The organism is Cohnella abietis, from assembly GCF_004295585.1.
GTDB lineage: Bacteria > Bacillota > Bacilli > Paenibacillales > Paenibacillaceae > Cohnella > Cohnella abietis.
Genome location: NZ_AP019400.1, coordinates 5,241,824 through 5,260,106, shown reverse-complemented (window position 1 = coordinate 5,260,106; position 18,283 = coordinate 5,241,824). Strand labels below are relative to the sequence as shown.

15 protein-coding genes are annotated in these 18,283 nt (G+C 46.8%); 10 read left to right on the top strand and 5 right to left on the bottom strand.

What is annotated here, in order from left to right; translation table 11 throughout:
* Nucleotides 1–52: 52 nt before the first annotated feature.
* The 7 genes from KCTCHS21_RS23345 to KCTCHS21_RS23315 all read left to right on the top strand — a co-directional run bounded on the left by KCTCHS21_RS23345 (nucleotide 53) and on the right by KCTCHS21_RS23315 (nucleotide 10,006).
* Nucleotides 53–1,750 (top strand): sensor histidine kinase, encoded by a 1,698-nt coding sequence (locus KCTCHS21_RS23345; protein WP_130616669.1) that lies wholly within the window; start codon nucleotides 53–55, stop codon nucleotides 1,748–1,750.
* On the top strand, nucleotides 1,747–2,721 hold the full coding sequence (locus KCTCHS21_RS23340; protein ID WP_130613882.1) for a substrate-binding domain-containing protein: 975 nt from the start codon (nucleotides 1,747–1,749) through the stop codon (nucleotides 2,719–2,721). The genes KCTCHS21_RS23345 and KCTCHS21_RS23340 overlap by 4 nt, the downstream gene beginning before the upstream one ends.
* 124 nt (nucleotides 2,722–2,845) lie before the next feature.
* A complete protein-coding gene (locus KCTCHS21_RS23335; RefSeq protein ID WP_130616668.1) occupies nucleotides 2,846–3,883 on the top strand; it encodes a galactose ABC transporter substrate-binding protein in 1,038 nt (345 codons plus the stop codon).
* Nucleotides 3,884–4,014: 131 nt separating this feature from the next.
* Nucleotides 4,015–5,532, top strand: a complete 1,518-nt coding sequence (locus tag KCTCHS21_RS23330; protein WP_130613879.1) for a sugar ABC transporter ATP-binding protein — start codon at nucleotides 4,015–4,017, stop codon at nucleotides 5,530–5,532.
* A gap of 15 nt (nucleotides 5,533–5,547) precedes the next feature.
* Nucleotides 5,548–6,561, top strand: coding sequence for a galactose/methyl galactoside ABC transporter permease MglC (gene mglC, locus KCTCHS21_RS23325; protein WP_130613877.1), 1,014 nt, complete (start codon nucleotides 5,548–5,550; stop codon nucleotides 6,559–6,561).
* A gap of 113 nt (nucleotides 6,562–6,674) precedes the next feature.
* Complete coding sequence (gene hrpB / locus KCTCHS21_RS23320; protein WP_130613875.1) at nucleotides 6,675–9,164, top strand: ATP-dependent helicase HrpB; 2,490 nt, start codon at nucleotides 6,675–6,677, stop codon at nucleotides 9,162–9,164.
* Between the two features lie 164 nt (nucleotides 9,165–9,328).
* Nucleotides 9,329–10,006, top strand: coding sequence for a tetratricopeptide repeat protein (locus tag KCTCHS21_RS23315; protein ID WP_408621732.1), 678 nt, complete (start codon nucleotides 9,329–9,331; stop codon nucleotides 10,004–10,006).
* A gap of 101 nt (nucleotides 10,007–10,107) precedes the next feature.
* Here KCTCHS21_RS23315 and KCTCHS21_RS23310 read toward each other — a convergent pair whose 3' ends face one another.
* Nucleotides 10,108–10,416, bottom strand: a complete 309-nt coding sequence (locus tag KCTCHS21_RS23310) for a hypothetical protein (RefSeq protein WP_130613871.1) — start codon at nucleotides 10,414–10,416, stop codon at nucleotides 10,108–10,110.
* Nucleotides 10,417–10,781: 365 nt separating this feature from the next.
* Between KCTCHS21_RS23310 and KCTCHS21_RS23305 the strand changes: the two genes are divergently transcribed.
* A complete protein-coding gene (locus tag KCTCHS21_RS23305; protein WP_130613869.1) occupies nucleotides 10,782–12,185 on the top strand; it encodes an RluA family pseudouridine synthase in 1,404 nt (467 codons plus the stop codon).
* A 748-nt stretch (nucleotides 12,186–12,933) separates the two neighbouring features.
* The gene (locus KCTCHS21_RS23300; protein ID WP_130613867.1) at nucleotides 12,934–13,701 is read left to right on the top strand and encodes a hypothetical protein; all 768 of its coding nucleotides are present in this window, start codon (nucleotides 12,934–12,936) and stop codon (nucleotides 13,699–13,701) included.
* Here the strand turns inward: KCTCHS21_RS23300 and KCTCHS21_RS23295 are convergent.
* From KCTCHS21_RS23295 to KCTCHS21_RS23280, 4 genes are all read right to left on the bottom strand, one after another.
* Nucleotides 13,637–14,872, bottom strand: a complete 1,236-nt coding sequence (locus tag KCTCHS21_RS23295) for a hypothetical protein (RefSeq protein ID WP_130613865.1) — start codon at nucleotides 14,870–14,872, stop codon at nucleotides 13,637–13,639. The two genes, KCTCHS21_RS23300 and KCTCHS21_RS23295, sit on opposite strands and share 65 nt — an antisense overlap.
* On the bottom strand, nucleotides 14,862–16,043 hold the full coding sequence (locus KCTCHS21_RS23290) for a glycosyltransferase family 4 protein (RefSeq protein ID WP_130613862.1): 1,182 nt from the start codon (nucleotides 16,041–16,043) through the stop codon (nucleotides 14,862–14,864). Before KCTCHS21_RS23290 ends, KCTCHS21_RS23295 begins: the two co-directional genes overlap by 11 nt.
* Nucleotides 16,043–17,083, bottom strand: coding sequence for a nucleotidyltransferase family protein (locus KCTCHS21_RS23285; protein WP_130613860.1), 1,041 nt, complete (start codon nucleotides 17,081–17,083; stop codon nucleotides 16,043–16,045). The genes KCTCHS21_RS23290 and KCTCHS21_RS23285 overlap by 1 nt, the downstream gene beginning before the upstream one ends.
* A 360-nt stretch (nucleotides 17,084–17,443) precedes the next feature.
* Nucleotides 17,444–17,608, bottom strand: coding sequence for a DUF1328 domain-containing protein (locus tag KCTCHS21_RS23280; protein WP_130613858.1), 165 nt, complete (start codon nucleotides 17,606–17,608; stop codon nucleotides 17,444–17,446).
* A 173-nt stretch (nucleotides 17,609–17,781) separates the two neighbouring features.
* On the opposite strand from KCTCHS21_RS23280, the gene KCTCHS21_RS23275 reads away from it, so the two are divergent.
* A complete protein-coding gene (locus KCTCHS21_RS23275; protein WP_130613855.1) occupies nucleotides 17,782–18,231 on the top strand; it encodes a DUF948 domain-containing protein in 450 nt (149 codons plus the stop codon).
* Nucleotides 18,232–18,283 lie beyond the last annotated feature (52 nt).

Below are 18,283 nucleotides of genomic sequence, written 5' to 3'. Positions count from 1 at the left end.
ACTTTATCGGTTCAAGAGTATTCAATTTCTCATCGCCGCTTCCTTCACAGTAATGACGGTTCTCGTCGTCTCCTTCGTCAGCATAGTCCTTTACAACAAGTTTAATCGCACAGCTGAAAATAACACATCATTAAGCAACCAGCAAATCATCTATCAGGTTGCAGCTAACCTCGAATATTACATCCGCAGCATGACAACTGTATTCGCCTCCGTCGAGGCACAGATTCAATCCACCGGAGAACTGCCAAATGACCTTCTGAATGAGCGCCTTAATACGATATTTAATACGCGGGAGGACCTTGTCACCATCGGACTTTTTTCTGATACGGGGCAGAGGATGACTTCAATTCCTTCTACATACATGAGATCGAACACACATCTTACCTCTCAAAATTGGTTTCTTTCTGCTATCGAAAACCCTAATCATTTAAGCTTCTCCGTACCGCATGTCCAAAATCTGTTCAAAGGTAAATATAAGTGGGTCGTATCGATGAGCAAAGGAATTAAGCTAAAGACGGCAAACGGGGAAGAGATTAAGGCCGTTCTGCTTGTCGATGCTAATTTTAAGATGATAGATGATCTCTCAAGAAGCGTTAAGCTCGGGCAGAAGGGTTATGCCTATATTATTGATGACTCCGCGGGAAATATCATTTATCATCCGCAGCAGCAATTAATCTACGCCGGTCTTAAGTACGAGAATGTGGAGCAAGCGTTGAAATATACATACGGCAGCTACTTGGATAATTCAACAGGAGTAGACCGACTAATTACTATTCAAACCGTTAATAACGTTGGGTGGAAAATAGTAGGTGTATCCTACATGGATGAAATCGTGACGACACGTAAGGAAATCAGCGCTTTCCTTCTGTGGCTCTTACTGGCTGTTATGATATTCGTCCTACTAATCACCTTGTATATGTCTGCCAAAATATCGCAGCCCATTAAACGATTAGAGAAATCGATGCAGCTGGTTGAACGCGGGAATTTTGACATTCACATTCCCATTAGGCGCGATGACGAGGTTGGTCGCCTCTCTCGAAGATTTAATCTTATGGTGAACCGAATTCGTGAGCTAATGAATCAGAACATTCACGAACAGGAAGCGAAACGTAAGAGCGAGCTAGAGGTGCTGCAATCCCAAATTCATCCTCATTTTCTATATAACACTTTGAACTCGGTCGTGCGGCTGGCAGGTACAGGGAAAAACGAAGATGTTATTACGATGATTACCTCTCTATCGAAATTTTTCCGGATTAGCTTGTCTAAGGGGGAGCACTTCATCTTAGTCGCAGATGAGCTGGAGCATATTCGTAATTATTTGATCATCCAGAAAATGCGCTACAAAAACAAGTTCGAATATGCAATAGAGGCAGAGGAAGAGGCGCTCACATGTCGAACGCTGAAGCTTATTTTGCAGCCGCTTGTGGAGAACGCCATTTATCATGGCATTGAGCCTAGCGCAGACGAGGGCTTTATTCGAATTTCTGCAAGAATTATTGAAGGTAAGCTCTGCCTCCAGGTTAAGGATGACGGATTAGGCATCGCACCGGATAAACTCAAGGAGCTGCTCACAACAGATGCTTCTCACGACAGTGAAGGAGCAGGAGTGGGTATTGGGCTTCGCAATGTACACGAGCGCATTCGATTGAATTATGGAGAGGAATACGGATTGCAATTTGAGAGTGAGCGTGAGGAGGGGACAGTCGTAAGCTTGTGGCTGCCCTGTTTGCAGGAAGGAGTAGAGCCATGAAACCATCTATAGCCCTTTGTACAGCCCTCCTTTTTATTATGCTCATGCTTAATTCGTGTGGTCGAGGAGGAGAAATCCACTCAATACCGGACAAGCAGAAGGAAATCGTTCTAATCGTTAAAAGTAAGGAAGGAGAATTCTGGAACACCGTCAAGATGGGGGCGGAAGCAGCGGCCAAGGAGTTTAATATTAAGCTCATATTTGACGGGTCAACGGATGAGACGGATGAGCAAACCCAGATAGATCTTGTAAATAAGTATCTTGCTTACGGAACAGATGGGCTTATTCTAGCGGCTAACGATTATAAGAAGCTGGCAGGAGTAGTGGCTAAAGCGGATAAAATGGGGGTTCCCGTTATAACGATAGAATCAGAAGTCGATGCGCCAGAGGTGAGAAGCTTCATTGGAATAGACAACTATGAAGCGGGACGCCAAGCAGCTTTGAAGATGAAGGAATTAACGGGATCACAAGGGCGATTCATCATTCTTAACTATGTCAAAGGATCTCGGAACGCCGAGCGCCGTGAGCAAGGGATAAGAGATGAATGGGCAAGCATACCAGATATGCATATTGTGGAATCGGTATATTGCAACTCAGATTCCTACAACTGTGGACGTTTAACAAATGAGATGCTGAGAAAATACAGCGGTATCGACGGTATATTGGCGCTTAATGCTGTTGCTTCTATTGGAGCAGCAGAGCAGCTGCAAAGCTTGGGGCGTGCTGGCATTGTTAAGTTAGTCGCATTCGATAATACCCCGGAGGAGTTAGAGTGGCTACAAGAGGGTGTTATTCAGGCAACGGTTATCCAGAATCCTTTTAGCATGGGCTATTTAGGTGTTAAGACTGCGGTTGAAGCGATGAGCCGACAGAAGGTTGATAAGAAGATAGATACTGGAACGAAGGTCATTGATGCAGTCAACATGTTCTGGTCTGATAATCAAAAGATGCTGTTTCCGTTCGTTCAATAGTCCAGATCAGACAGCAGGATATTGCTAGAAAACAGGAGGATATTGTATTCGATTCCTAACTGAGATAAGACATAATCGACCTTGTAACCATAAATATACAGTTTCGAGGAGGTCAAGGTAATTGATGAAAAAGAAGATCATTCCGGTTCTTGTAGTAGGAGTAATGCTTGCAGCAGTGGCAGCAGGCTGTAGTAGCTCGAAAAATAATGACAGTAAAGGCTCAGGTGGAGGCAACAATACGATTGGGGTGGCCATCTACAAATTCGATGATACCTTCATGACAGGCGTACGTAACGCAATTAAGGATGCTTCGACAGGCAAGGCAACGGTGGATATCGTCGACAGCCAGAACTCCCAACCGACCCAGAATGATAAAGTCGACCTCTTCGTCTCCAAGAAATATAATGCAATGGCTATTAATCCAGTAGACCGTACGGCCGCAGGAGTCATTATTGAGAAAGCTAAAAAAGCTAAAATACCAGTCGTTTTCTTCAATCGCGAGCCGCTTGCAGATGATATGAAGAAATGGGACCACGTTTACTACGTAGGTGCTAAAGCAGAGCAATCAGGATCTATGGAAGGCGAGCTGCTCGTTGATTATTGGAAAGCACATCCGGAGATGGACAAAAATAAAGACGGCGTTCTGCAATACATTATGCTGAAGGGCGAGCCGGGACATCAAGATGCCGAGCTACGCACGAAGTTCTCCATCCAAGCAATCGAGGATGCTGGCATAAAGGTTGAGAAGCTTGCGGAAGACACAGCTATGTGGGACCGCGTAAAAGCGCAAGACAAAATGGCAACCTTCCTATCTGCTCATGGGGATAAGATTGAGGCCGTAATTACGAACAACGATGATATGGCGCTTGGTGCGATCGAAGCCCTTAAAGCTGCCGGATACTTCAAAGATAATAAATTCATGCCTGTAGTAGGCGTTGACGCTACAGCTCCAGCATTACAAGCACTATCGGATGGGACGCTGCTTGGAACCGTTCTTAACGATGCTAAGAATCAAGGCGCAGCGACACTGAATCTTGCAGCTGTGCTAGCTAAAGGTGAAACACCAACTAAGGAAAATTCCGGATACGATATCACGGACGGCAAATATGTGTGGGTACCTTACAAAAAAATTACGAAGGACAACATGAACGAAGCCAAGTAATCATTAATGGGTTAATTGGCTGAACAGCTAGGATAAAACGTTCAAGTAACGAAGGCGGGGAGCGAGCAAAGCTAATATCGCTAACCCCGCCTTTCCTATTATGGAGCATTTGTCATCAGGGGGCGTGAATAATGACAGCATCGGAATATTTGTTGGAAATGGAAGGAATCTCAAAGTCATTCCCTGGCGTACAGGCCTTGGACAATGTTAATTTGAACATTCGCCCAGGTACCGTTCATGCGCTAATGGGCGAGAATGGTGCGGGCAAATCCACCCTAATGAAATGCCTCTTCGGCATTTACATCCCGGACACCGGAGAAATTCGGATGAATGGGGAGAAGCTTCAGCTTCCTAATTCCAAAGCAGCTTTAACAAAAGGGATTTCTATGATTCATCAGGAGCTGCACCCTGTATCACACCGAAATGTAATGGAAAATATTTGGCTTGGCCGATTGCCGCTTCGGGGTATTGGTCCATTTCGTTTCGTAGATGGTAAGAAAATGTTTAACGATACAGAGAAGCTCTTTGCGGAGCTTGATATGGATATTAGGCCAGACACGATTACGGGTAAGCTATCGGTTTCAAAAATTCAATCAATCGAAATTGCCAAAGCCGTGTCGTATAACGCCAAAATTATTATTATGGACGAACCGACTTCCTCCCTCACCGGGAATGAGGTTGAGCATTTGTTTCGCATTATTGAAAGCTTAAAGCGTCGAGGAGTCGCCATCATCTATATTTCACACAAAATGGAAGAAATATTGCGAATCTCAGATGAGGTTACGATTATGCGCGATGGACGAAGGATTGGGACATGGGATGCAAAGGATTTATCGACAGATCTCATTATTTCACGGATGGTTGGGCGCGATCTAACACAACGGTTTCCGGAACGCAGCAACATTCCAGGTGACGTGCTTCTGCAGGTGGACAACTTCACATCGACTATCCCTAAATCATTCCGGAATGTATCCTTCGAGCTACGTCAGGGCGAGATTTTGGGCGTGGGCGGGTTGGTTGGTGCTCAACGAACGGAACTAATTGAAGCTCTGTTTGGGATTCGTGCGCTAGCGTCTGGCCAACTAAAATTGCGGGGTAAGCCGATTAAAATTCGTAGACCACTAGATGCGATTCGGCACAAAATGGCTTTACTAACCGAGGAACGTCGCGTCACCGGCATTTTTTCCGTACTGTCGGTGCTTGAGAATACGGTAGTCGCCAACCAGAAGCAATATGAAAATCCATATTTCTTTTTAGAGGACGGCAAAAGACGTAAGGACACGGAACGCAGCATTAACCGCTTGAGCGTGAAGACCCCTTCTATGAGAACACAGATTAGGTATTTGTCTGGTGGGAACCAGCAGAAGGTGCTTATGGCGAGATGGCTATTGACGGAGCCCGACATCCTGCTGCTTGATGAACCCACACGGGGAATCGACGTAGGTGCTAAATACGAAATATACTCCATTATTGCTGATCTGGCTGCGCAAGGTAAAAGTATCATTATGATCTCTTCAGAAATGCCAGAGCTGCTTGGGATGTCTGACCGCATTATGGTTATGAGTGAAGGCTGCTTAACGGGCATTGTCGATGGTGCAAGTGCCACTGAGGAAGAAATTATGCGGCTCGCCGCCCAACATACGGCATGATCGGAGGGGATCAACATGAATGTTTCTGTAAAAAGAGTAAATGCTTTTCTGACGGATTACGCAATCTATGTCGTGCTCGCTGTTCTAATCATAGGCATAACCTTAACTAATCCCTCCTTCTTATCTCTAAGCACCTTAACAAATATCCTTCATCAGAACTCTACCAAAGCGATTATAGCGCTCGGAGCAGCTTTCGTACTGATTACGGGGGGAGTAGATCTTTCAGCTGGTCGTGTTGTTGGATTATCTGCTGTTGTTTCAGCTTCGATGGTGCAATTATCTAACTATCCGCAGAAATTTTTCCCTCATCTCGGTGAGGTTTGGGTCATTTTCCCTGTCCTATTAGCCATTCTCGCAGGACTCATTGTTGGCCTAATCAATGGATTAATTATTTCAAAGCTGCACGTGCCTCCGTTTATTACTACGCTCGGTACAATGGTAATCGTTCTAGGGGTCAACTCATTGTACTTCGACATGCCCCCAAACAACTCTCAACCGATTGGCGGGCTTCGTGAAAGCTTCACCAAATGGGGCTCGGGAACAATTGAGATTGGTGCGTTTAGCTTACCTTATCTCGTTATCATTGCAATTGTTGTGGCGATTATATGCTGGGTCATCTTTAACAAAACAAGACTCGGCAAGAACATGTATGCCATTGGGGGTAATGTTCAAGCGGCTCATGTCTCGGGTATAAATGTCAGTCGCAATCTCCTGTGGATCTATAGTATTGCGGGAGGGTTATACGGGCTAGCGGGTGTACTGGAAGCAGCTAAATCAGGCGGGGCTTCGAACGGTTACGGCAATATGTATGAGCTAGATGCCATCGCGGCTTGTGTTGTTGGTGGAGTATCAACGACTGGCGGTATCGGAACGGTGCCTGGTGTTATGGCGGGCGTTATGATCTTCGGCGTCATCAACTATGGTTTGACTTATATTGGGGTTAACCCAAATTGGCAGCTCATTATTAAAGGCTTAATAATCGTGTCAGCGGTAGCATTCGATGTTCGTAAATATTTGGCGAAGAAATAGGATAGAGCTTAGGTGATAGTTTCATCGTGTCTCCGAAAATGGTAAGCTGTTCAACAAAGCGACAATCGAGCGTTGATGTGTATTTGTTGGACAGGAAGGAGATCCACGTTGTTATGGTTCTGATGCCTATTGATTCGGTAATACCTGATTTGAAGCAAGCGTTGTTAGATAATCGCAACACTGTTCTGACAGCGGCTCCTGGTGCAGGGAAGACGACACGTGTGCCCTTAGCGTTACTAAATGAGCCATGGCTTAATGGACAGAAAATCATCATGCTAGAGCCCCGTCGCCTGGCTGCTCGCAGCTCGGCTAAGTATATGGCCAGCACGCTTGGTGAAGCTGTTGGTGGAACGATTGGTTACAGAGTGAAGATGGATACGAAAGTGGGGCCACTTACTCGTATTGAGGTTGTGACGGAAGGTGTCCTAACAAGAATGCTACAGGCCGATCCCTCGTTGGAAGGGATCGGTCTTGTTATCTTTGACGAATTTCATGAGCGGAGCCTTCAAGCGGATTTGGGGCTGGCGCTTTGTTTGCAATGCCAGGATTTGCTTCGGGATGACTTGAAGATGCTCGTCATGAGCGCAACATTAGAGGCGGAGCCTGTTGCAGAATTGCTTGGAGGCGTACCTGTCATAAGCAGTGTGGGACGGAGCTATCCGGTAGAGACGATCTATCGTCCCAAGCCTTCTGGCAGCGGCTATATGACTGATGGGGTGGCACAGGTAATCATTGAAGCGCTTCGGGCTCATGAGGGGGATGTGCTCGTCTTCTTGCCAGGTATCGGTGAAATACGTTCAGTTGAATCTAAGCTAAGAGCCAGTCTACGGGATGCTTCTATTCGAATATTCGCTCTGCATGGCGGTTTAAGCGCAGAGGCGCAGGATGAGGTTCTGGCTCCTGTAGCTTCCGGACAACGTAAAATAGTGCTAGCAACCTCCGTGGCAGAAACCAGCTTAACGGTTGAAGGTATTACTGTCGTTATTGATAGCGGATTAATGAGAGTCTCCCGATTTTCACCACGTACGGGGATGTCCCGTTTGGAGACGATAACGGTATCTGTCGCATCGGCTGACCAGCGCCGTGGACGCGCAGGACGGCTCATGCCTGGCACATGCTATCGGCTGTGGAGCCAAGAGGAGGAGCAAAGCTTATCCTCGCGTAGCGCTCCAGAAATCATGGAGGCAGACCTGGCCCCACTATTATTAGAATTATATATGTGGGGTGTGAAGGATGCTGCTCAACTGGCTTGGCTAGACAACCCACCTGCTCCAGCCTTGCAGCAAGCTCGCGACCTGCTTGTGCAGCTGGGAGCATTAGATAAGGATGGACAATTCATTACTCCGCATGGGAGACAAATGGCTGAATTCGGGAAGCACCCTCGAATTGCTCATATGCTATTAAGAGCAATCCCTATTGGATTCGGTAGCTTAGCTAGTGAGCTTGCCGTATTGCTGGAGGCTAGAGATATTATTCGCTTTGAAGGTAAAGCTCCTACTTCTGATTTAAGGGTAAGGTTGGAGGCTCTTAGAGGCAGAGGAGGCTACGCAACAGATGAGGGAGCCCGCAGGAGACTCGTGGAGGAAGTTAAGCTGTTGCAGCGCGAGCATGGAATAAAAGGGGCAGCAGATCCAGAGGGAACAGACTGTGGACTCTTACTAGCTTTTGCCTATCCGGATCGAATTGGACGCAGGAGGGACAATGGTAAGTATTTGCTAAGCGGGGGAAGAGGAGCGGAGTTCGCAAGTGGGCAAGCATTAGCCCATGAGCAATGGATTGTCGTCGCTGATGTAGACGATATGGGATCGGATAGTCGAATCCGTCTCGCTGCTCCCATTTCTATGGAGCAAATTGCTACGCATCTGCAGGATGAGATGAACGAGGAAACGCAAATTTATTGGGATAGCGAATCCAAATCAGTTCGTGGCCGAAGCCGCAAAAGGCTGGGAGCTTTGCAGCTTGGGGAGAAGCCTTTAAGTCGCCCTCCAGCAAATCTTGTGCTCCAAGCACTTCTTGAGGGTATCAGAACGGAAGGCCTGGAGCTGCTGCCTTGGACTAAAGCGGCTCGACAGCTACAGGAGAGAACAGTATTTGTCCGTCATCATGATAATGCTTGGCCGGACTTGTCGGATCTAGCTCTGCTGAATTCATTGGAACAATGGTTGGCGGGATATATAGATGGAATGAAGGGTCGATCCGATTTACAGCGATTGAATCTTAAGGACATCTTAGAGTCCATGTTATCGTGGGAGCAGCGGAGAGAGCTTGAAAATAGTGCGCCGACTCACTGGACTGTACCAAGCGGATCACGCATCCCAATTGATTATAGCGATATTAATGCCCCTCTTGTCGCTGTTCGTCTGCAGGAGCTCTTCGGCTTGCCAGAAACGCCGCGCATCGCCGGTGGGCGAGTGCCATTAACACTGCACCTGTTGTCGCCAGCACAGCGTCCTGTGCAAGTGACAAGAGATCTTGCTAGCTTCTGGAGTCATACTTATTTTGAGGTCAGGAAGGACTTAAAGGGACGTTACCCTAAGCACTATTGGCCTGATAATCCGCTTGAAGCAGAGGCAACCCGAAGGGCAAAGCCATTCAGAACTTAGATGTTTAGTAGCTTCTCGATTCCGTTGAGCTGCCATTCTAATGCGATGGTTCGATCCTTCAAAAGCAAGCTTCAAAAAAATATTTTCCAATATCTGCCTGTGTGATATGATGGGAGCATCATTAGCTATCACGACCATTTAGACAAGAAAGATCTGGGGGCTTGGTGAGGTTGAGTAAGATTTTACTGTTCATAGGATTAACTTGGTTATTTGGTGATCCGTTCATAGCCATTCTAGTTATTCTAATTATTTTATACGTGCTAGAGCGTCGATTTATCGGTTTATCACCGAGTCTTGTACGTCCATTTCGCCGTCGAAATGCGATTGCTAAGTTGAAGAATCAGATACACCTTAGTCCGCATGATGTTGCAGCGAAATCGGAGCTGGCCCGTCTATTAATCGAAAGTAAGAAATACGATAAAGCCCGTGAAATCTTGCTTGGTATCCAGACTCAAATGGACCATTCCGCGGAGTATTGGAGCGACAGAGGTATTTGCGATCTTGCCCTTGGAAATGTGGACGAAGGGGAAAGAGAAATGCAGCAGGCACTTTTAATAAGTCCGAGAGTTAAATATGGACAGCCCTATTTGCGCCTTGCAGAAACATTTTCCAAATCGGATCCTATAAAGGCGGTTGCTTATTTACAGGAATTCAAGAATGTTAACTCATCGTCCTGTGAAGCCTACTATCGGCTAGGGGTTGTATACACGGGCTTAGGAAATCCTGAAGAGGCTGCTAAGGCCTACAGGGAGTGTCGTGAATTATTCCGGTCATTGCCACGATATATGAAACGGCATGAACGCAAATGGGCGCTTCTCAGCTTCTACCGCAATCGAACCTAGGCAGCAGGTCTGCCCTCATTTTACGAAGGCAAGGGGCTCTCCCATGCGGTCTGTTATGACCTACGGGAAAGCCCCTTTAGTAATCATATAAAGATTAATAATTAGTCAATGACCGACTCGGAGTCGGATGCTTCGGTTTCATGCGCAGCAACTTCCGCTTCAGCAGGCTCGTCTGCCTCTGCCTCAGCTTCAGCTGTAACTTCCACTTCTTCAGATGCATCTGCTTCAACTTCTGCTTCTTCAGCAGAAGCTTCGTCGGACGCCTCTTCAGCAGCTTCATCTTCATCCGCGCTTGCCTCGATAACTTCCGTTTCTTCAGCCACCGCTTCTACTTCTTCAGATGCAGTTTCACTTTCTGCATCTACTTCCGATCCTTCAACCGCTACTACTTCTTCAGCATCCAAATCCATCTCGACAAACCTCCCGGGGGTAATGATAAGGGGGACAAACCCCTAATACTCACGTTATACTTAAAGTAAAAAAGTGGCAACGGTGTTATTTTGTTGTATTATGACTAGTTTAATCGAAAGGGATAACAGTCGATTATATTCGACTAATAACGTCATAAGTTCCTATAGAAGTCGAACGGAAAATATGACGAAAAGCAGGTTGAAGGTTGGGATAGGAATAGACATTAAATCGTGCTTAAGGACTGCGAAGAAAGGTTTAATGGTTGACTTTGCACGGTTGTTCCCGTATATTGTTCGGCAAAGCCTCGCATAGTTCTATTAATTAGGAGAGAGCTTGCGCGGAATGGAATCGGGGGAATTAAGCAATGAGCGGTGCAGGAAGAAGCAGACAGCAAGGTGGACAAAAGCAAGCAGGCGGTAGTGAAAGAAATGGACGAGGTTCTCGTGGAGGACCACCTAAGAAATATAACGAGCGCGGTGCTGCGGCCGGACGTGGAGAACGTGGGTTTAGAGCAGAAGGACCAAAGAGTAGGCCTAATGAGCGCGGTGCATCGGCCGGAAGAGGGGAACGTGGGTTTGGAGCGGAAGCCTCAAAGCGGCCTAATGAGCGCGGTGCATCGGCCGGAAGAGGGGAACGTGGATTTGGAGCGGAAGCCTCAAAGAAGCCTAATGAGCGTGGTGCGTCTGCTGGAAGAGGGGAACGTGGATTTGGAGCGGAAGCCTCAAAGAAGCCTAATGAGCGTGGTGCAGTTGCCGGAAGAGGGGAACGTGGACTGGGAGCGGAAGCCTCAAAGCAACCTAATGAGCGCGGACCCGCTCCAAAACGGAATGGAAATGGCGGATCAGCGAATCGCGCGGTGCGACCGTCAGAAGCCAAGGGTTCCCATTCTATCATATCTATGGGTAGGATAAAGGGCGAATGGATGGAAATTCGTCTTCCTGATCATTTGGTGGGTGCTCCTATGTCCATCATAAGCAAGCATTTACCGTTACCTCCTAAGCTACTCTCCAAATTAATGCACAATCGTGGAGTGGCATTACAGGGCCCAAGTCTACGCCTTCATTTATTCCCGAAGGAAGGCCGAGATTTTCCATCCGATTGGATGGAGCTTAATATTCTTTACGAGGATGAGTTTACGTTAGTTGTAAACAAGCCTGCAGGTATAGAAGTGCATCCTAGTGAAAAAGGTCAACGCAAGACACTTGCTCATGCAGTTGCCGCTTACTATGAAATGTCAGGTCAGGATATCCGAATTCGTCATATTCATAGAATTGATAAGGATACGACGGGACCTGTTTTATATGCTAAAAATGAGTTTGCCCACTATCAGTATGACAAGGCGATGCGCGATAAAGAGATCGAACGGATCTATATTGCACTTGCAGAAGGATACATCGAGGGCAACAAGGGGAAAATTGACAAGCCTATCGGTCAGGATCGCCATCATTCCACCCGTCGCCGGGTAAGTGATACGGGAGATCCAGCTGTGACCCACTTTGAGGTAGCTGAACGATTGGCAGATCATACTCTCGTCCGTTTGCGACTTGAGACTGGACGTACTCACCAAATTAGGGTTCATCTTTCCTCGATTAATCATCCACTCGCGGGTGACGGAATGTATGGAGGAAAGAGGGGAATTATGGCAAGGCAAGCGCTGCATGGTGAACGACTAATTTGGAGTCATCCATGGACTGGAGATAAGCAACAGGTGCACGCAGCTTTGCCGGATGATTTCAGTAAAGCGGTGAATAAGCTGCGACGGGACTAAGTGGTTGGTGACTTGTTGCGCAATAAATTTTTAAGAAACCTCTCACGGGTGCTTTTTTAGGCCTTTGAGAGTTTTTTTTATTGCCAATCAAAATTCCGCGCGGTGACACATATTTGCTATTACTCGTAGTTTCAATTCCACACAAATGTAGCAACAGCGACTGTCACCTCTTCAAGTAACATTCGTTCTTTGTGGTAATAACGGCTGAAGCGGCCCGTTGGGAGAGTAGATGCACGAAATAATCGAGCAACGAGGCCTGGCGTGGGCACGAATAGAGGTAGATGTACGAAATAATCGAGCAACGAGGCTTGGCAGGGGCACGATTAGAGGGAGTTGTACGAAATAATCTAGCAACGATGCTTGGCAGGGGCACGACTAGAGGTAGATGTACGAAAAAATCGAGCAACGAGGCTTGGCTGAGGCACGTTTAGAGGTAGATGTACGAAATAATCGAACAATGAGGCTTGGAAGAGGCACGAATAGAGGTTGATGTGCGAAAAAATCGAGCAACGAGGCTTGGCAGAGGCACGAATAGAGGTAGATGTACGAAAAAATCGAGCAACGAGGCTTGGCTGAGGCACGTTTAGAGGTAGATGTACGAAATAATCGAGCAACGAGGCTTGGCTGAGGCACGATTGAGGTAGGTGTACGAAAAAATCGAGCAACGAGGCTTGGCTGAGGCACGATTAGAGGTAGATGTACGAAAAAATCGAGCAACGAGGCTTGGCAGAGGCACGAATAGAGGTAGATGTGCGAAAAAATCGAGCAACGAGGCTTGGCAGAGGCACGAATAGAGGTAGATGTACGAAAAAATCGAGCAACGAGCTTGGCTGAGGCACGTTTAGAGGTAGATGTACGAAATAATCGAACAACGAGGCTTGGCGTGGGCACGAATAGAGGTAGGTGTACGAAAAAATCGAGCAACGAGGCTTGGAAGAGCGAGATAGTTGGTTTTAAATCGTTGGTTGTGTGGATGTCTTTGCGTTTTGGGCAACAGAGAGTGAATAAGGCACTGAAGGCTACTAAGAAAGGCGGATTTGGTCAACAGAGAGTGAATAAAGCACTGAGGGCTACTAAGGACGGCGGATTTGGTCAACAGAGAGGAAATAAAGCACTGAGGGCTACTAAGGACGGCGAATTTGGTCAACAGAGAGGAAATAAGGCACTGAGGGCTACTAAGGACGGCGGATTTGGGCAACAGCGAGTGAATAAGGCACTGAGGGCTACTAAGATCGGCGGATTTGGTCAACAGCGAGTGAATAAAGCACTGAGGGCTACTAAGGACGGCGGATGTGGTCAACAGCGAGTGAATAAAGCACTGAGGGCTACTAAGATCGACGAATTTGGTCAACAGAGAGGAAATAAGGCACTGAAGGCTACTAATGTTAAGTCGACCGCCACTATGCAACGCAAACACCGCGCGCTGTCTCCAGCGCGCGGTGCGATTGGTCTTATCTTTTACTGCATAATGCTTCAGTCATCAAGTAGGATATTGTTGCTTCTGCGCCGCAGTTGATGTTGGGACCGTGCTGGCTTAGCCCGTCGCAGCAGCTGCCGTCCTTAGGATCGGCAACGGGCACCTGAAGATCGTTGTCGCCGTAATACCAAGCCTGGCACGAATTGCGAATCGTACGGAAGTACGCAGAGCTTCCGGAACGATGGCTGGAATGGCCTAATTTGGCTGAGTGTTGATTGGGATGACGAGCTTCCCCGCGGAAGTCGATACCCACTTTCCCCAGTGCGCTTCCGACAAGATGGGCGCTTAGACTCTGCTCCGAATGCTCGATGGCAAGGGCAGCTTCTTCTAAGGCTAGCGCAAGCTTGAACATCTCTAGTGGCTGCTGATCCCAGCGGCTAACGGCCTCAGAGTTACACCAGCCCTCGTTGCCGATTGGGCGTAACCAACCTTCATCAGCAGTCATTATTTCTAGTAGGAACGAAAGGCTTTCCAAGCCAGCTTTTAAGGTTTCTGGACGCTCAGTATAACGATATGTCCGCAGCATAGCCCACGGAAGCACACCATTGCTATAAGTCATCGCAGGCTCAAACCAACGCCATTTTTCATCTGAGAAATGAATAAATGCACCGTTTATCAATATTTCCAAACGAACTAAATGATGCTTCAGTTCGGATCTTACATCATCAGGAAGTTTAATTTTTCCATGTCTTTCGGCTTCCAGTAGGTGAGCGCAGGCGGCCATAGCGAAGGCCTGGCCGCGAAGGGAATCGATGCGATGCAGGGTTGGCAATGAACGCTCTACTATACATCTTGCAGTCTCCCGTTGTGGACCCTCCAGGCGAATCCAAGCATCCGCACAGGACCAGATCGAACGTCCTTGGCAGTCATGCGAGATTTCCTCAGGTTCCAGTGTTCGGTCATACGCGAAATTATTAAACCACCAGCCATCATCATTTTGCGTCCAGAGCATGAAGGCCATGTAAATATCGGCTAGTCGGTTAAGCTCATCTCTAGTATCTGAATTAACGACTTCCTCTCCGAAGGATAGCCACTCTGTCACCGTCCACAGAGCGCGCGCATTGTCATCAGTTGTATAGCCTTCTCGGCGACGAGGAATTCGCCCGAGAGCATGCTCCAGTAATCCAGTGTCATCCGTCAGGCGGCGCAAATGGGCGAAAGACGGCGGCGCTGCCGAACGGTTAATTGGATTCTGACTGTTATCCGACATCGGCAATTTTGTCCCTTTGCTCCGTAATGACTTGTTGGAACAGCCGTAGGTGTTGCGCCCCCACCTGTGGCCAATGCATACTTCGCCCGATTTCAGACATGACTCGTTCCCATGAGTTCAGCATCCCAGGATAAGTAAACAATTCAATGATCTTAGAGCTCCATGCCTCAGCATCGCCATAGGGAAGCAGCATTTCATCGTATCCCTGCACAAGATCCTTAGCATAAACATAAGGTGTAGATAAAATAGGTCTGCCTAATCCTGCTGCATAAGCCAATGTCCCACTTGTGATTTGACCCATTCCTGGGTAAGGGGTGACATATAAATCGCAGGCTGCAATTAAGGACACTAGCTCATCCTCAGGTACGTATCGGTTAATCCATTGCACATGATGCTCAAGACCAAGCTCAGTGATCAAGGCAGTTAGCTCCTCACGGTAAGCTTCACCCTCGTGCTTACGAACCTCCGGATGAGTTTGGCCTGCAATGACATACAACAAATCGGGTACAGCCTGAACAGCTGTTGCCAACGAACGTAGAATAAGCTCAATGCCCTTGCTACGTCCAAGCAGTCCGAAAGTAAACAGTACTTTACGATTATCCCATCCTGCCTGTTGGCGTACATTTGCCCGATTAGCTCGATTGGGGACGGGTGTGCCATGAGGGATAAATGTTATTTTTTCAAGCGGCACACCAAAATTATCATGTAAATAACCAATGCCTTTGCGATTCATAACAAGTAAGTGGTCACTCCAATGTGCAATTTGCTTCTGTACATCAGAGTAGGGTGCTACTGGTTGTTCAAACACGGTATGGAAGGTTGTAACGACCGGTTTTTTAACACGGCGCAGAAATTCGATAATATGAGAGCCTGCTTCACCACCAAATATGCCAAATTCATGCTGTAGGGACACGACTTCCACCGAGCTCTGATTGATTGCTTCCGCGATCATTTTATAATCTTCCACGTTTTGTTTGATTACGGGAAGCATCCAAGGCTCTTGATAGTCCGAATATTCATCTGGATTACATAGCGTAATAACCGGGTCAATCGCCCGATTTCCTTTCGCATGGGTGATGGCTTCTCGCAAATGATGAGTATACGTAGCAAGACCACATTTTTTCGGGATATAAGTACTTGCATACGCGATCTGAGGAAGACGATTGTTCATTAACGCTGCACCTCCAAGGTCCGATTGCAAACAGCTTCGTGGAGAATATGAGGACCGACCTCCATGTCCGATCCAAAAATGCATTCATTCAGTTGAGCGCCGGCGGAAATCTTACATCGATCCCACAAAATAGAGTTCGCCATACGAGCCTGATCACCAATGCGGCTACTTTTTCCAACAACTACATAAGGACCAATAATAGCGCGATCCCCGATGGTCACGTTATCCCCGATCATAACAGGAGGGATGAAGAGCACCCCCTGACCGACACGGACGTTGTCACCAAGCCAAATTCCTTTACCCTCCACTTCTTTGCCATCGATTTTTACTGGAAAACGGCGATCGAGCACATCCCAATGAACCTGACGATAACGGTCTTTAGTACCCATATCCATCCAATATCCGCCGATGGGGTGACCGTACACACCGCTCCCGTTCTCGATTAGAAGGGGAAATGTTTCTTTCTCGATGGACACTGACCTGCCTGAAGGGACAAAGCCGAGTGCTCTCCTTTCCATAATGTATATGCCAGCATTGATCCGATTTGACGGTGCTTCTTCTTTTTTTGGTTTTTCGATAAATCGGGTAATCTGATGATTGCTTATTTGCTCGACGACTCCATATTGAGAAGGGTCTTCGACCTCTGTTAGGCAGATCGTAGCCACACCACCGTGATTTATGTGAAATTTCAAGGCAGAAGCAAGATTAACCTGATGAATAATGTCTGCATTTACAACAATGAATCTATCGCTAAGCAGGTGTTCAGCATTTTTAATGGCACCTGCAGTGCCTAAGAGTTCTTTTTCAATGGAGTAGTCAATACGCACCCCATACTTGGAGCCATCCCCTAGATGGCTTTCGATTAGCTCGCTGTAATGCTTAACAGCAATAACGAATTCGTTGATACCTTGCTCCTTGTAATGCAAGAGCAAATGCTCTAACCATGGACGATTCCCCACTAGGGCCATTGGCTTCGGAAGATGTTCCGTTAAGGGGCGCAATCTGGTTCCTAAACCACCGGCGAGAAATAATGCTTTCATGATTGGATCAACCTCCAAATAATTGATAAGTTTCCCAGAAGGGCTTGGTGACTACTCTTTAACACAAACAAAGATGTTTCAATCACCTCCGAAAAAAAAACAACGCCTCCCATATCGCAAATGCGTTAGGGAAGCGTCTGTATCTAGTGGAGCATCTTTTAGAGGAATGTTAGCTGCAAAATTTGGATTCAATCATCATGTGAGGCTTACCTTACCCAGATGGCTACGTTGGAGAGAAGGTTGAAGCTTTATGTTAAAGCCTACTTTACCTCAAAAAGGGTTTTACTGCAATAATTATCCAGATGACCTGTCCATAGGCGGCTCGATTAAACTTGAATATATGATGATAGATAGTCCACCTTAAGCTTTGCTTCTGCGTCCTGTGAAGAAAGAAACAATAAACAAAATCAAGAAGATGAAAAATAAGATTTTAGCAATGCCCGCAGCGGCGCTTACCAGACCACCGAATCCGAAAATAGCCGCGACGATAGCGACAACTAGAAAAACAAAAGTCCAATATAACATAGGATTTTCCTCCTTTTTTGCGACTCGACCCTCCTTAACAGCTAGGCCGTATCCCGCTTTGTCAGTTGCTTACCCCAGAAGCTAATCGGTGAACCTAATGGATAGTTTGTTTCACAAAACCGATGATTGGGTAAGAAGAGATAATGATTTGGTGAAAATAGGGAGGGTTGCTCATGGAAAACAATGATATTATGACATGGAGCGTAGTCATTGCTGTGATCGCTTTTGTCATTCTTTGCGTATTTCTTATTTCCCTATTGAGAACAGCGCAACGCTCTTTAGTGACAGCGCAATCTACCATGCAGGAAGTAAAGGGAACTGTCGAAGGCTTGCAGGGTGAAGTGAACAAGCTGGCAGAAAGTATTAATGTCGTTGCTGACGATATTAAAGGAAAGCTGCAATCGACAGACCCCTTGTTCGATGCTGTTGAGGATGTCGGCCTATTGATAAGAGAAGTAACAGGTACCGCAAGGGAAGCTACCGAAAGCTTTACTCTTTCAATGAGGAAACAAGCGGCTTCTAAAGAGGACAGTAAAGACCCTCCTTCGTGGCTGCAATGGGCGGTTATAGGATCACAGGTGTTTAGGAGCGTAGAAAAAGGCTGGAAGCAACAAAAAAATTAGTAGCTTGATATGTTTCAATAGGAAAGAAGAAGGTTAATAGAACAAATAGAGA

Coding starts and splice junctions, on each gene's coding strand:
- KCTCHS21_RS23345 (WP_130616669.1), top strand. CDS start 53: ATGACGGTTCTCGTCGTCTCCTTCGTCAGCATAGTCCTTTACAACAAG.
- KCTCHS21_RS23340 (WP_130613882.1), top strand. CDS start 1,747: ATGAAACCATCTATAGCCCTTTGTACAGCCCTCCTTTTTATTATGCTC.
- KCTCHS21_RS23335 (WP_130616668.1), top strand. CDS start 2,846: ATGAAAAAGAAGATCATTCCGGTTCTTGTAGTAGGAGTAATGCTTGCA.
- KCTCHS21_RS23330 (WP_130613879.1), top strand. CDS start 4,015: ATGACAGCATCGGAATATTTGTTGGAAATGGAAGGAATCTCAAAGTCA.
- mglC (WP_130613877.1), top strand. CDS start 5,548: ATGAATGTTTCTGTAAAAAGAGTAAATGCTTTTCTGACGGATTACGCA.
- hrpB (WP_130613875.1), top strand. CDS start 6,675: ATGGTTCTGATGCCTATTGATTCGGTAATACCTGATTTGAAGCAAGCG.
- KCTCHS21_RS23310 (WP_130613871.1), bottom strand. CDS start 10,416: ATGGATTTGGATGCTGAAGAAGTAGTAGCGGTTGAAGGATCGGAAGTA.
- KCTCHS21_RS23305 (WP_130613869.1), top strand. CDS start 10,782: ATGAGCGGTGCAGGAAGAAGCAGACAGCAAGGTGGACAAAAGCAAGCA.
- KCTCHS21_RS23300 (WP_130613867.1), top strand. CDS start 12,934: ATGTGCGAAAAAATCGAGCAACGAGGCTTGGCAGAGGCACGAATAGAG.
- KCTCHS21_RS23295 (WP_130613865.1), bottom strand. CDS start 14,872: ATGTCGGATAACAGTCAGAATCCAATTAACCGTTCGGCAGCGCCGCCG.
- KCTCHS21_RS23290 (WP_130613862.1), bottom strand. CDS start 16,043: ATGAACAATCGTCTTCCTCAGATCGCGTATGCAAGTACTTATATCCCG.
- KCTCHS21_RS23285 (WP_130613860.1), bottom strand. CDS start 17,083: ATGAAAGCATTATTTCTCGCCGGTGGTTTAGGAACCAGATTGCGCCCC.
- KCTCHS21_RS23280 (WP_130613858.1), bottom strand. CDS start 17,608: ATGTTATATTGGACTTTTGTTTTTCTAGTTGTCGCTATCGTCGCGGCT.
- KCTCHS21_RS23275 (WP_130613855.1), top strand. CDS start 17,782: ATGGAAAACAATGATATTATGACATGGAGCGTAGTCATTGCTGTGATC.